The sequence below is a fragment of the Mesorhizobium sp. M0968 genome (assembly GCF_040319065.1).
Classification (GTDB): Bacteria; Pseudomonadota; Alphaproteobacteria; order Rhizobiales; family Rhizobiaceae; genus Mesorhizobium.
Genome location: NZ_JAMYNL010000006.1, coordinates 309,374 through 322,192, shown reverse-complemented (window position 1 = coordinate 322,192; position 12,819 = coordinate 309,374). Strand labels below are relative to the sequence as shown.

The following is a 12,819-nucleotide window of genomic DNA, read 5'->3' as shown; positions in this document are numbered from 1 at the left end:
TCATGTGTGCCCAGTTGAGTTCGCTCGGCCATGCGGCGGGCGCTGGTGGGAAAGATGCGTCCGAGACCATGTCCAGCTTCGCGCAACATGTTTATGCGCTGCTTGACCGGACGGAGTACCGACGCTGTGAAAGCGGCGAGGACTTCGAAAACATTTACAGGCTGCGCTACAATTCCTATCGGATGAACGATCTGGTGCCCGAGAATGCGTCCCGTCAGGTCCATGACGAGTTTGACGAACTGCCCAATTGCCATACGTTCGGAATCTATATCGAGGGGCGGCTGGTCAGCACAATGCGCCTGCATAACGTGTCTGCTGATAACGCCACATCACCAGCACTCAGCGTCTACAAGGACTTGTTGATGCCGCGTCTGGCGGCCGGCGAAGTCTTTATCGATCCGAGCCGTTTTGCCGTGGACGCCGAATGGTCACGGCTTTACCCGCAGATCCCGTATGTGACGCTGCGCCTTGCGGGCATGGCTTGCTTCCATTTCGGCGCGCCTTATTGCATATCCATGATCCGCGAGGACCATGCGGCTTTCTACAAGCGCATCTATCGGGCGCGACCGATTGGCGATGCGCGGCCCTATGCCGGCGTGATCAACTGTTTCGCGCTGCTTTATCAAGCCGATGTCCTGGCGATCAAGAATGAAACCTACGCTCGCTTTCCGTTCTTCCGTTCGACGCCAATGGAGCAGCGCATGTTGTTCGATACGCCCGGTGCCGGCGAACTCGCCCCGCTGACCATCCTGCCCACCGCCAAGTATTTTCGCGAAGCCGCCTGAACGAGCCCATGGAGCCTTCCGGTCGCTTCGGCGTTCTGGGCAAGGGTGCTGGTGGTAGGTCGGCATGGCCGGCATCCACCAAGCATCGCTTCGATAGCCATCCGATCAAAGGAACCGACATGACCATTTCCACGCTCGCCCTCACCCCGCTCATCGCCCTGATCGCAGGCGTGCTGATCCTGGTGATGCCGCGGCTGCTCAATTATATCGTCGCCCTTTATCTGATCGTTGTCGGCCTGCTCGGGCTGTTCCCGCATCTCGCCGGCTAACGGCATCGGCAATAGCGGACCTGCCATCCATTGTGATTGGTATCGCCGCGCTCCGCGCAGCGATTTCAAGTTTTACTTGAGATTGTTGGCTGCGGCGATGCGGCAATAGCGCCATTGCCCTTAACGCGGCTTTTCGCTATGTGCCTGAAAGATGTCTTCGAAGGGGTATTCCAATGGCTGAACACACGCCGACCGGTCCTGTCGAACTGGGCGCGAAGATGGACTATGCCGAGCACGACCGCACCTATGCCGGCTTTGTGATGCTGGCCAAATATGGGTCGCTATTTTGCGCCGCCGTGCTTCTTGCCATGGCGTTCGGCTTCTTTGTGGGCGGCTTCTTCTCGGCGACTATCCTCTTCGTGCTGATCCTGGCCATCGGCGCCTTTATCCTCCGATAACTCCTCCAACCTTTGTCGAAGGCGCCGCCGGGGTCGGTCGGTGTCTTGCGGTAACAGGGTTCCGGCCGAAAGGATCGTGCGGTGGGACAGACGGTTTTCATCCCTCGTGAGCTCGACGCAAACGAGCCTCGCGTCGCGGCCTCGCCCGATACGGTGAAGCGGCTGGCAGCACTGGGTTTCGACGTAATCGTGGAAACCGGCGCCGGCACGGCGTCGCGCGTTCCCGACGAGGAGTTTGCCAAGGCGGGCGCCGCGATCGGCAAGGCCGGCGATGCAGCCAGGGCCGATGTGGTGCTGAAGGTGCGCCGCCCCACGGACGCCGAGCTGAAGGGCTACAAGTCCGGCGCCGCTGTCATCGCGATCATGGATCCCTACGGCAACGACGCTGCCGTCGCTGCCCTTGCCAAGGCCGGTGTTACTGCCTTCTCCATGGAGTTCATGCCGCGCATCACCCGCGCCCAGTCGATGGACGTTCTATCCAGCCAGGCCAACCTCGCCGGCTATCAGGCGGTGATCGACGCGGCTGCCGAATATGACCGGGCGTTACCGATGATGATGACGGCGGCCGGCACCGTACCGGCAGCGAAGGCGTTCGTCATGGGCGTCGGCGTCGCCGGTCTGCAGGCCATCGCCACCGCGCGCCGCCTCGGCGCCGTGGTCACCGCCACCGACGTGCGCCCGGCCGCCAAGGAGCAGGTCGCCTCGCTCGGCGCAAAATTCCTGGCCGTCGAGGACGAGGAGTTCAAGGCGGCCGAGACGGCCGGCGGCTACGCCAAGGAAATGTCGAAGGAATACCAGGCCAAGCAGGCGGCGCTGACTGCCGAGCACATCGCCAAGCAGGACATCGTCATCACCACCGCGCTGATCCCCGGCCGTCCGGCGCCGAAGCTGGTCTCGGCGGCAATGGTCGCCTCGATGAAACCCGGCTCTGTGATCGTCGACCTCGCGGTCGAGCGCGGCGGCAATGTCGAGGGCGCCGAAGCCGGCAAGGTGGTGACCACGGCCAACGGGGTAAAGATCGTCGGCCATCTCAACGTTCCCGGTCGCGTCGCCGCCTCGGCCTCGCTTCTCTATGCCAGGAACCTCTATGCCTTCCTTGAGACGCTGGTCGACAAAGCGACGAAGACGCTTGCCATCAACCGCGACGACGAGCTGGTCAAGGCAACCATGCTGACCGATGCTGGCAAGATCGTGCATCCGGCTTTCGCAAAGGCTGAGCAGGAGCCGCCAAAGGGCCAATATGTCGAACCACCGGCCATTCCGGCCAGGACGATGGTTGCCGAGGCTTCGGCGAAGCCGGCTGCGAAGAAAACGGCCGCTTCGAGGAAGCCCAAGACCACCGGAGGGATCGCGTGATGGATCAGACGCTGCAGAAAGCCCTCGACCAGCTCGACCAGGCGACAGCTGCCGTGCGGCTCGCCGTGCAGAACCTGGCGGCCGCGCCCGGCACCGAGGCGGTGGGTGACGCCGCTCACGCGCTGTCCGGCGGTGCCATCGATCCTTTCGTCTTTCGCTTCGCCATCTTTGTCCTGGCGATCTTCGTCGGCTACTACGTCGTGTGGTCCGTCACGCCGGCACTGCACACGCCGCTGATGGCGGTCACCAACGCCATTTCCTCCGTCATCGTCGTCGGCGCGCTGCTGGCCGTCGGCATCTCGGCCTCAGGGCTTGCCACCGGCTTCGGCTTCGTTGCGCTGATGCTGGTATCGGTCAACATCTTCGGCGGCTTCCTCGTCACCCAGCGCATGCTGGCCATGTACAAGAAGAAGGAAAAGTAGGCCGCCATGAACGCCAACTTCGCCTCCTTTCTCTATCTGGTCTCCGGCATCCTGTTCATCCTCGCATTGCGCGGCCTGTCGCATCCGACCACCAGCCGCCAGGGCAATATGTACGGCATGATCGGCATGGGCATCGCCATCGCCACGACGCTGGCGCTGGCGACCCCTTCGGCCGGGCGCTTCGGCCTCATAGTGCTCGGGCTGCTGATAGGCGGCTCGGCCGGTGCGGTCACGGCACGGCGCATTGCCATGACCTCGATGCCGCAGCTGGTCGCCGCCTTCCACTCGCTGGTCGGTCTTGCCGCGGTCATGGTGGCGGCCGCCGCCATCTATGCACCGGAAAGCTTCGGCATCGGCACCGTCGCCGATATTCATGCCCAGGCACTGATCGAGATGAGCCTCGGCGTTGCCATAGGTGCCATCACCTTCACCGGCTCGGTCATCGCCTTCTTGAAGCTTGACGGCCGCATGTCGGGCAAGCCGATCATGATCGGTGGCCGCCACTTCATCAACGCGGCCCTGGGCATTGCGCTGATCGTGCTGATCGTGCTGCTCGTCACCACCGAGTCCAAGGTGGTGTTCTGGCTGATCGTTGCCGCCTCGCTGGTGCTGGGTGTGCTTCTCATCATCCCGATCGGTGGCGCCGATATGCCGGTGGTCGTGTCGATGCTGAATTCCTATTCGGGCTGGGCCGCGGCCGCCCTGGGCTTCACGCTCGGCAATCTGGCGCTGATCATCACCGGCGCGCTGGTCGGCTCGTCGGGCGCCATCCTGTCTTACATCATGTGCAAAGGCATGAACCGGAGCTTCATCTCGGTCATCCTCGGCGGCTTCGGCGGCGAGACATCAGCCATTGCCAACGACGGCATCGAGCGCACGGTCAAGCAGGGCTCGGCCGAGGATGCCGCCTATCTGATGATGAATGCGCAAAAGGTCATCATCGTGCCGGGCTACGGCATGGCCGTCGCCCAGGCGCAGCACGCGCTGCGCGAGATGGCCGACAAGCTCAAGGCCAACGGCGTCGACGTCAAATACGCCATCCACCCGGTTGCCGGCCGCATGCCCGGCCACATGAACGTGCTCTTGGCCGAAGCCAACGTGCCTTATGACGAAGTGTTCGAGCTGGAGGACGTCAACTCTGAGTTCGCGCAGGCCGACGTCGCCTATGTCATCGGCGCCAACGACGTCACCAATCCCTCGGCCCGTGACGACAAGTCGTCACCGATCTACGGCATGCCGATCCTCGATGTCGACAAGGCCCGCACCTGCCTGTTCGTCAAGCGCTCGCTCGGCTCCGGCTATGCCGGCATCGACAACACGCTGTTCTACAAGGACGGCACCATGATGCTGCTCGGCGACGCCAAGAAGATGACCGAGGAGATCGTCAAAGCGATGGATCACTGAAACGGCGTCGCTGCCAACTCACTGCCGATCGTCGAATAGCCCGGCTCCGCGCCGGGCTTTTTCTTGGCTGTTACCGGTTCTGAAGCTACGATGCCGACCCGTCGTCTTGCTAACGGCGTCATCGTGGAGGTGCTGGTGCCCGACCCTGGTTCTGCTGCATCGCCGGCCGCCGATCTGACCGCAGCAGAGAAGGCGCCACGCAAGCGCAGCCAGGCGGTAGTGGTCGTGCACGGCATGGGCGAGCAGCGGCCCATGGACACGTTGAGGGAGTTTGTCCAGGCCGTATGGAGCCACGATCCGGCCCGTGCACCGTTCTATGCCCATGTCCCCGATCCGGCCGACCCGATGGGTGCGAAGATCAACCAGAGCTGGATCACGCCCGACAGCCGGACCAATTCGCACGAACTCCGCCGGATCACCACGCCCTATGATGTCGATGGCCGCCGCACCGATTTCTACGAGCTTTACTGGGCCGACATCACCCAGGGCACGACCCGAAGCCGCCTTGCTGCCTGGGTGACGACCCTGCTCTGGCGCAAGCCGGCCGATATTCCGCGCGATGTGCTCAAACTCTATGTCGTCACGCTTTTGGCCACCCTCGTGGTCCTGGGCGCGGCGCTGGCGCTCGCAACGTCGACCTGGCAAGGCTACATCTCCTGGACGACGGGTGTGCTTGTCACGGTTCTGGCGTCGTTCGTCATCTGGTCGGTGGACCAGTTTGGCTTGCCCTATTTCGGCGACGTCGCCGCCTATGTGCGGGCCGAAGCGGCAACGGTCGAGAAGCGGGCGCTGGTCCGCGAGCGTGGCCTCAAGCTGCTGAAGCGTCTCATGATGGACGATGCCTATGACCGCATCGTGCTGGTCTCGCACAGCCTCGGGTCGATCATCGCCTATGATCTGTTGCAGATATTGTGGGCCGATTTCAGGCCTAGAAAGTTGGAAGCCATTCGCGACAAAGCGAGGCTGAAGGCGATCCACGCCGTCGACAAGGCGACGCTGGTCGCCGATGCCTCCGCTTGGCCCGACAGCCTCGATGACCTCCCCGCATTCCGGCGCAGCCAATGGGAGCTCTACCGGCAGCTTCGCGTCGGCGACGCCGATCATCCGCTGCCGTGGAAGATCAGCGATTTCGTCACGCTCGGCAGTCCGCTGACCCACAGCGAGTTTCTGGTGACCTACAACCTCGCCGAATTCAGGCGCGGCATCGCCGAGCGCCTGTTTTCAGCATGCCCGCCGATCGCCGACAGAGCGGCGGGCGGGACCATGCTCTACCAGGAAGGGCGCAGCCATTCCGGCAAGCCGCAGCGGGCAGTGCATCATGGCGCGGTGTTTGCCGCGACACGCTGGACCAATATTTTCGACAGGGGCAATGGCTGGCTGACCGGCGACCCGATTTCAGGGCGGATGACGGAAAATTTTGGTCCCGGCGTGGAAAACATCCAGGTCGAGCTGCGCGGCTCGGGCGGCCGCGTCTTCACGCACAGGCTCTACTGGTCGCTGACGGCGAGCGGCGTCGAGGTCGACGCGCTGGCCGGCGTACAGCCGCGCTCGCACCTTGCCGTGCTGCGCGATGCGGTCGATCTCGGCCGCAAACTGGAAGCTGAGCTGTAGGCGGCAAGCAATGCGCGGCGGCAGTTCAAAGCAAGGTCCCCTTCGGGCGTAATCTTCCCGAAGCGGACCGAGTTCGCTTAGTCACCGATCAACGATTGGTCAGGAAAATCGCTTCCTCGTCGTCGCGCTGCCTGCCGCCAAGTGCTGCAGCCGCGCTGGCAATGAAGGCCCCGACGACCAGCGACAGCGCGCCAATCAACGAGAAGGTCGCGCCTGCCCTTCTGGCGGTGTCGGCCGCCTGCTGGGCCTTGACCTTGGCGTCCTGCGCTCTGGCGATTACCGTATCGACGCGAGCGGTGGCATCCGCTTCGGACAGGCCTGTGCGGGCGGCCACCAGCCGCGATAGATAGGTCTTGTCGTCGGCCGATATTTCGCCTGCTGCGGCACTCGCGATTAGAATGCGCGATGCCTGCGCCGTTGCCGCAGCGTCGCTCTCCGGATTGGCGGCAGCGAGCCTTGCCGGATCGGCCGGGCGGAACAGCGTATCGACGAAATACGATGTGGCGTTGTCAGTCGAGGCGCTACCCGCGTTTGCAGCAGCACCTGCCGAAGCGCCCATTGCCGCGCCCGATGCCACAGTCGAAGCAGCCTGGACACCGGTACCTATCGCGGCCGAAAGCGCCGTGCCGAGCACGCCGGCGACGAGCAGCGTCGCCAGCGCCCAGGCCAGGAAGCCGTGAGCGGTATCGCGGAAGAAGACTTCATCGGTGTGGATGCCGACCCATTTGGTGCGCAGGCGTCCGGCGAGGTAGCCACCCAGGGCCGAGGACAGCCACTGCACGACGATCAGCCAGACGGCGGTGGAAACGGCGAAAGTGGTGACTGACGCACCCGAGCCGGACCATGGCGACACCATGCTCAGCCCAAGCCCGGAGCCGAGCAGCATCAAGATGAAGGTAAGCGTTGACGCAGCAAAGGCGCCGGCGACGATTGGCCCCCAGCTGACAGCAGTGGAAGCGGATTCCGTCGGGGCGGAAACGTCGACAGCTGTTACGGTGGACGGCATCGAAGCCTCCCTACCGTGCGAACAGCATGATCAGAATAATGATCGGTATTGGGACTCCGAGAAGCCAGAGCAAAATGCCACGTCCCATGGATGCCTCCTGCGGCGATTGTGATCAACTACAATGCCTTGAAAGCCTTTCCGTTCCGGCGGTCCTGGTGATCTTTGTTGCGTTGCAGCAGTCGTATTGGTGCGCCAAGGCGCACCAATACACTTCATGCCTGCTGGCTGGGTATCTGGATGGCGACTCAAATGTCCAGATTGGCAACCGACAGCGCGTTTTCCTGGATGAATTCGCGCCTTGGCTCGACCTCGTCGCCCATCAGCCGTGAAAACAAGCTGTCCGCATCAGTCGCGTCATTGACCTTGACCTGTAACAGCGAGCGCACATTCGGGTCGAGCGTCGTTTCCCAGAGCTGCTCGGCGTTCATTTCGCCAAGGCCCTTGTAGCGCTGCATGGTCAGGCCCTTGCGGCCGGTGGCAAACACGGCATTGAGCAGTGCCAGCGGCCCCGAAATGGTTTCCGAGACATCCTTGCGGCGCAGCACCGGCGGCTCGCCGTAGATTTCCGCCAGGCGCGGCGCATAGCGGTCGAGCTGGCGTGCGTCGGCGGAATTGATCAATGCCAGGTCGAGATGCGCGAACTCCTTGACGCTGCGCACCGTTCGCTCGAAGACATAGCCGCCAATGCCCTCGTTCGAGGTCGACATGCGGCCGATCCAGCCGCGCTCGGTGTCCTCGGCGATAATGTCGAGACGACGGGCAACACGCTCGGCCGTTTCGTTGGCGCGGCGGAGGTCGGTGAAGATCTCCGGGTTGAGCGCGCCGGCAATCGCTGCCTGCTCGACCACGCCTCTGTTATAGCGCGTGTGCAATCCGTTGATGAGCTGGCGGACAGCCAAGGCGTCGTCGATGGCGCTGCGCAGGTCCTGTCCAGCCCGCACCTCGCCTGTGCTGAGCGCCAGCGACGCTTCTTCCAGCCCGGAGCCGATCAGGAATTCCTCGAAGGCGGCTTCGTCCTTGATGTATTGCGAGCTCTTCCCGCGCGTCACCTTGTAGAGCGGCGGCTGCGCGATGTAGAGATGCCCGCGTTCGATCAGTTCCGGCATCTGCCGGAAGAAGAAGGTCAGCAGCAAGGTGCGGATGTGGGCGCCGTCGACATCGGCGTCGGTCATCAGGATGATCTTGTGGTAGCGCAGCTTGTCGGCGTTGAACTCGTCCTTGCCGATCGAGGTGCCGAGCGCGGTGATCAGCGTGCCGATCATGTCGGAGCCGAGCATGCGGTCGAAGCGGGCGCGCTCGACATTGAGGATCTTGCCGCGCAGCGGAAGAATGGCCTGGTTCTGGCGCGAACGGCCGCCCTTGGCCGAGCCGCCGGCGCTGTCGCCCTCGACGATAAAGATCTCGGATTTCGCCGGATCGCGCTCCTGGCAATCAGCCAGCTTGCCGGGCAGCGAGGTGACGCCGAGCGAACTCTTGCGGGTGATGTCGCGTGCCTTGCGCGCGGCTTCGCGCGCGGCAGCGGCCTGGATGACCTTCTCGATGACCGCCTTGCCCTCGGTCGGGTGCTCCTCGAGCCAGGTGCCGAGCGCTTCGTTGACAAGCCCTTCGACCACCGGGCGGACCTCGGACGACACCAGCTTGTCCTTGGTCTGCGAGGAGAATTTCGGGTCGGGAACCTTGACCGACAGCACCGCGGTCAGCCCTTCGCGGCAATCATCGCCGATCAGCGCCACTTTTTCCTTCTTGGTCAGGCCCGAGGAGTCGCCATAACCGGTTATCTGGCGCGTCAGCGCACCGCGGAAGCCTGCCAGATGCGTGCCGCCGTCGCGTTGCGGGATGTTGTTGGTGAAGGCCAGCACGTTCTCGTGGTAGCTGTCGTTCCACCACATGGCGACTTCGACCGTGATGCCGTCGCGCTCGGCGCGGATCGAGATCGGCTTGTCGAGCAACGGCTTCTTCGTCCGGTCGAGATATCGGACGAACTCTTCCAGCCCGCCATCGTAGTGCAGTTCATGGCGCACGATGTCGGCATGGCGGGCATCGGTCAAAACGATGCGCACGCCGGAGTTCAGGAAGGCGAGCTCGCGCAGCCGATGCTCCAGCGTACCGTAGTCGAATTCGACCATGGTGAAAGTCTCGGACGACGGCAAAAACGTGATTTCGCTGCCGCTGCGCCCTTCATAGGTGCCGGGGACCTTGTCTTGTTCATAACTGCCGGTGATCCGCAGCGGCGCGTCGGCATTGCCATGCGTGAAACTCATCTCGTAGATCTGGCCGTTGCGGCGGATCTTCAGTTTCAGCCAGGCCGACAGGGCGTTGACGACCGACACGCCGACGCCGTGCAGGCCGCCTGAGACCTTGTAGGAGTTCTGGTCGAACTTGCCGCCGGCATGCAGCTGCGTCATGATCACTTCGGCCGCTGAAATGCCTTCGCCGGTGTGGATATCGGTCGGAATGCCGCGGCCATTGTCGATGACCGTCACCGATCCGTCCGGATTGAGCGTCACCGTCACCAGGTCGGCATGGCCGGCCAGTGCTTCGTCGATGGCGTTGTCGACCACCTCATAGACCATGTGGTGCAGGCCCGAGCCGTCGTCGGTATCGCCGATATACATGCCCGGCCGCTTGCGAACGGCATCCAAGCCCTTCAAAACCTTGATGGAATCGGCGCCGTATTCGGCTTCAACGCCGTTGGCGATGTCGGTCTGGTCGCTCATGAAAACCTGTCTGATTGATGCCGTGTGCAGAGCGCGAAAAATCGGCTTCGAATCGCGCATTTCTAATGTCGTAGATATAGGCGCAAAAGGCGGTTTTTCCAAGGTTTGCAGGCATTTCGGAACGGAATGACCATCGCGTGAGCAGGCTATCGGCGCCTGGCTTCGATCCTGGCCAGCCGCTCACGTAAAAACTTGATCATGAACTTGTGGCGCGGTGCCAACCGCCCGCTCCGGTCGAGCTCGAGCGTCATGTCGAGCGCCTTGGAAAGCACAGCCTTCGGGTCCTTTGCGACTTGGGCGTAGTCGATATAGGCGACCACCAGGTCGCGCTGCCAGGTGGCGTTGTCCGGATCGGACCGGGCAAGTTTCTCGCGAATGGCCAGACTGTCCTGAAGGGCTTGCCGGGCGCCCCTGACGTCGCGCTGCCTGAGGCGCAGCGTGGCGACTTCGGACAGCGTTATCGACAAGTCCCGCTGCCAGTCGGAATTGGCGGGATCGAGCTTGGCCAGCCTCTGCGCAATCGCGTAGCTGTCCAGATAGGCTTTCAGCGCGCCTTTGTGGTCGCCCTGTATCGCCAGGACGCCGGCGACTTTCTCGATGCACACGGACAGGTCGCGCTGCCATTCGGTGTTGTTCGGGTCGCCGGCGGCGAGCGCGCTGGCCTGCGAAAGTGCCTCACGATAAGCCGAAAGTGCCGCCGGCCAATTCTGCTGGTCGCTCAGCGCATTGCCGATCTTGGCGTTGCCGACCGACAGGTCGCGCTTCAACTCGGTGTCGTCCGGATCGCGTTTCGCCAGTTGCTTGACGATCGCCAGACCTTCCTTGTAGGCCGCCAGCGCCCCGGCGGCGTCGCCGCGTTCGCGCAGCAGGTCGCCTATCGTATCGTGGCTGACCGAGACGTCACGCTGCCGGTCGGCGTCTCCCGGTTTGTCCGCCGCCAGCGCCAGCCGCACCTTCAGGCTCTCTTCATAGGCCGCCTGTGCGTTGTCCAGTTGGCCTGCGATATGGGCAAGGTGACCGATCTCATCGTAGGTGATGGTCAGGTCGCGCTGCAGTTCGGCACGGTCCGGCTCTCCGGCGGCGAGCTGCTTCTTGATCGACAGGCTTTCCTGGTAGACCTCTGCGGCGCCGGCCAGATCGCCTTGCGTCGCCAATACGTTGCCGATCTTGTCGTCGGCCATGGCGAGGTCGCCGAACCACTCCAGATTAGCCGGTTCTGCCTCGGTCAGGCCCTGCAGAATGGTCTTGGCCGTCTCATAATTCTGCAGCGCTGTCGGCAGATTGCCTTGCGCCATTCGCACGTTGCCGAGCTTGACGTGGCTGACGGCGAAGTCGCGCTTCACGTTGGGATCGGTTTCATGATGCGACCGCCGCTCAAGATCGGCTTGCAGCGCCTCGAACGCGCGGCCGGCCGCATCGATATTGCCGATCGTGGTATAGAGCTTGCCGAGCTCGTCCAGCGTGCGGATCAAGCGGTCGGCATCGTCGAGCGACAGCACCACCTGTCCGGCTTCGCCATAAAGCGCGAGCACGGACTCATAGTCCTTGATGGCTGTGGCGTAGTCGAGGTCGGCGCGCGCCGCCCCGCCGGACAAATAGCGCGTTGCGGCCTCGGAGAGCGTGCGGCTGACGAAATTGGCCTTCAAAGCGTTGCGAGAGACACTGTCGATCTCGGCTGCCTCGGCGAGCTTTTTCCGCGCCGCATCGAACGCTCCCAGCGAAAGCTGCTCTTCGGCCTGCCGGCGCAACGCCGACACTCTGAGATCGTCGGATCCAAGCGTCTGCATTTCGCTCCGCACCTTGACGAAGGCGTCGGCTGCCTCACGCAGCCTGGCGTTCAGACTGTCCGCGGAGAGGTGGCCGGCATCGGAACTGATCAACGCGCCATAGAGCGGTGCCAGCGGCATGTCGGCGTCGCTGGCGATCTTCTCCACTTCGCCGCGCATCTGAGGCGTCACCTCGGCCATGGCCAGCAACAGGCGTTCGCGTTCCGGCAATTTCTCCTTGGCCGAGGCGGCAAAGAACAGCTGCGGCAGGCCGCTCTCGACATAGGGCAATTGCTTACCGCGCGAGAGGTCGTAGACCTCCTGCTGCACGAGCGTCAGCACGGAGCGGATCTCGAGACCTTCGGTGCCGAGATATTTCGTCAACGCCGCGGTGAACGGCGAATTCTGGCCCGTCCCATCCACGGCGGTCTCGCCGGGCGCCGCCGAGAAAGCAAACAGAATGTTTTCTGCCCGCCCGATGCGGCCAAGACCCGGCCGGACCTTGTCGCTGACCTCTTTTACCAGCGCCGTTGCGCCGCGGCCTTCGCCGCCCGTAGCCGCAAACGGATCGCTGCGGCAGGCATCGAGCACGATCAGTCCGACCTTGCTGGTGGCGGCGACGGTCGCGCGGATCTCCTCCAGCGGCAGGCTGGTCCTTTCCAGCGTAGCGAGCGACGACGCGTCTGCATCGACCGGCAGGAGCCGATTCTCGCCGGCTATCTCGACGCCGTGGCCGGAGAAGAACACCAGTGCCACGTCGGCGCCTTTGGCATCCTCGCGGAAATCGTCAAGCGCCCGGCGCATGCGCCGCAGGTCGCGGTTGGTTTCGAGGAAGACCTCGAAACCGAGCTTCCTCAGCACCGTTTCCATGATCTCGCCGTCATTGACGGGATTGGCGAGCGGCCGGATCAGCCGGTAGTCGTTCTCGGCGATGACCAGCGCAGCGCGCCGCTCCGCCATTGCAGCGGAGGCCGTCGAGAGGATCAGCAGCAAGGCAAACAGAAAACGCAAATCGAACCGCCCCGGCCCGGTCATTTGCCGGAGCATTCCATCTCTTTATGGCATGAGCAAGTTATGGCATCGGC

General features: G+C 63.3%; 10 protein-coding genes. 7 read left to right on the top strand and 3 right to left on the bottom strand.

What is annotated here, in order from left to right:
- The first annotated feature begins 2 nt into the window (after positions 1 to 2).
- The 7 genes from NKH67_RS14040 (at position 3) to NKH67_RS14010 (ending at position 6,245) form a co-directional block, all read left to right on the top strand.
- Complete coding sequence (locus tag NKH67_RS14040; RefSeq protein ID WP_352469883.1) at positions 3 to 785, top strand: N-acyl amino acid synthase FeeM domain-containing protein; 783 nt, start codon at positions 3 to 5, stop codon at positions 783 to 785.
- 119 nt (positions 786 to 904) lie between these two features.
- On the top strand, positions 905 to 1,054 hold the full coding sequence (locus NKH67_RS14035; protein WP_352469885.1) for a DUF3096 domain-containing protein: 150 nt from the start codon (positions 905 to 907) through the stop codon (positions 1,052 to 1,054).
- A gap of 173 nt (positions 1,055 to 1,227) precedes the next feature.
- A complete protein-coding gene (locus NKH67_RS14030; RefSeq protein WP_254816044.1) occupies positions 1,228 to 1,452 on the top strand; it encodes an aa3-type cytochrome c oxidase subunit IV in 225 nt (74 codons plus the stop codon).
- Positions 1,453 to 1,533: 81 nt separating this feature from the next.
- Positions 1,534 to 2,808, top strand: a complete 1,275-nt coding sequence (locus NKH67_RS14025; RefSeq protein ID WP_352681490.1) for a Re/Si-specific NAD(P)(+) transhydrogenase subunit alpha — start codon at positions 1,534 to 1,536, stop codon at positions 2,806 to 2,808.
- Positions 2,808 to 3,230: an NAD(P) transhydrogenase subunit alpha part 2 gene (locus tag NKH67_RS14020; protein ID WP_502893749.1), complete on the top strand. Its 423-nt coding sequence runs from the start codon at positions 2,808 to 2,810 to the stop codon at positions 3,228 to 3,230. Before NKH67_RS14025 ends, NKH67_RS14020 begins: the two co-directional genes overlap by 1 nt.
- A 6-nt stretch (positions 3,231 to 3,236) precedes the next feature.
- The gene (locus tag NKH67_RS14015; protein ID WP_352681486.1) at positions 3,237 to 4,634 is read left to right on the top strand and encodes an NAD(P)(+) transhydrogenase (Re/Si-specific) subunit beta; all 1,398 of its coding nucleotides are present in this window, start codon (positions 3,237 to 3,239) and stop codon (positions 4,632 to 4,634) included.
- Between the two features lie 90 nt (positions 4,635 to 4,724).
- Positions 4,725 to 6,245 (top strand): hypothetical protein, encoded by a 1,521-nt coding sequence (locus tag NKH67_RS14010; RefSeq protein WP_352681484.1) that lies wholly within the window; start codon positions 4,725 to 4,727, stop codon positions 6,243 to 6,245.
- An 88-nt stretch (positions 6,246 to 6,333) separates the two neighbouring features.
- On the opposite strand, the gene NKH67_RS14005 is transcribed toward NKH67_RS14010, so the two are convergent.
- The 3 genes from NKH67_RS14005 to NKH67_RS13995 all read right to left on the bottom strand — a co-directional run bounded on the left by NKH67_RS14005 (position 6,334) and on the right by NKH67_RS13995 (position 12,781).
- Positions 6,334 to 7,251 carry a hypothetical protein gene (locus tag NKH67_RS14005; protein WP_353031163.1) on the bottom strand — a complete coding sequence of 306 codons (918 nt, stop codon included), beginning with the start codon at positions 7,249 to 7,251 and terminating at the stop codon, positions 6,334 to 6,336.
- 245 nt (positions 7,252 to 7,496) lie between these two features.
- The gene (gene gyrB / locus NKH67_RS14000) at positions 7,497 to 9,968 is read right to left on the bottom strand and encodes a DNA topoisomerase (ATP-hydrolyzing) subunit B (RefSeq protein ID WP_352453677.1); all 2,472 of its coding nucleotides are present in this window, start codon (positions 9,966 to 9,968) and stop codon (positions 7,497 to 7,499) included.
- A gap of 146 nt (positions 9,969 to 10,114) precedes the next feature.
- Positions 10,115 to 12,781 carry a caspase family protein gene (locus NKH67_RS13995; RefSeq protein WP_352681481.1) on the bottom strand — a complete coding sequence of 889 codons (2,667 nt, stop codon included), beginning with the start codon at positions 12,779 to 12,781 and terminating at the stop codon, positions 10,115 to 10,117.
- Positions 12,782 to 12,819: the final 38 nt, after the last annotated feature.

Bases quoted from the DNA above. Each gene is read 5' to 3' on its own strand.
- NKH67_RS14020 (WP_502893749.1), top strand. From the start codon at position 2,808: ATGGATCAGACGCTGCAGAAAGCCCTCGACCAGCTCGACCAGGCGACA.
- NKH67_RS13995 (WP_352681481.1), bottom strand. From the start codon at position 12,781: ATGCTCCGGCAAATGACCGGGCCGGGGCGGTTCGATTTGCGTTTTCTG.
- NKH67_RS14005 (WP_353031163.1), bottom strand. From the start codon at position 7,251: ATGCCGTCCACCGTAACAGCTGTCGACGTTTCCGCCCCGACGGAATCC.
- NKH67_RS14015 (WP_352681486.1), top strand. From the start codon at position 3,237: ATGAACGCCAACTTCGCCTCCTTTCTCTATCTGGTCTCCGGCATCCTG.
- NKH67_RS14035 (WP_352469885.1), top strand. From the start codon at position 905: ATGACCATTTCCACGCTCGCCCTCACCCCGCTCATCGCCCTGATCGCA.
- NKH67_RS14040 (WP_352469883.1), top strand. From the start codon at position 3: ATGTGTGCCCAGTTGAGTTCGCTCGGCCATGCGGCGGGCGCTGGTGGG.
- NKH67_RS14030 (WP_254816044.1), top strand. From the start codon at position 1,228: ATGGCTGAACACACGCCGACCGGTCCTGTCGAACTGGGCGCGAAGATG.
- NKH67_RS14010 (WP_352681484.1), top strand. From the start codon at position 4,725: ATGCCGACCCGTCGTCTTGCTAACGGCGTCATCGTGGAGGTGCTGGTG.
- gyrB (WP_352453677.1), bottom strand. From the start codon at position 9,968: ATGAGCGACCAGACCGACATCGCCAACGGCGTTGAAGCCGAATACGGC.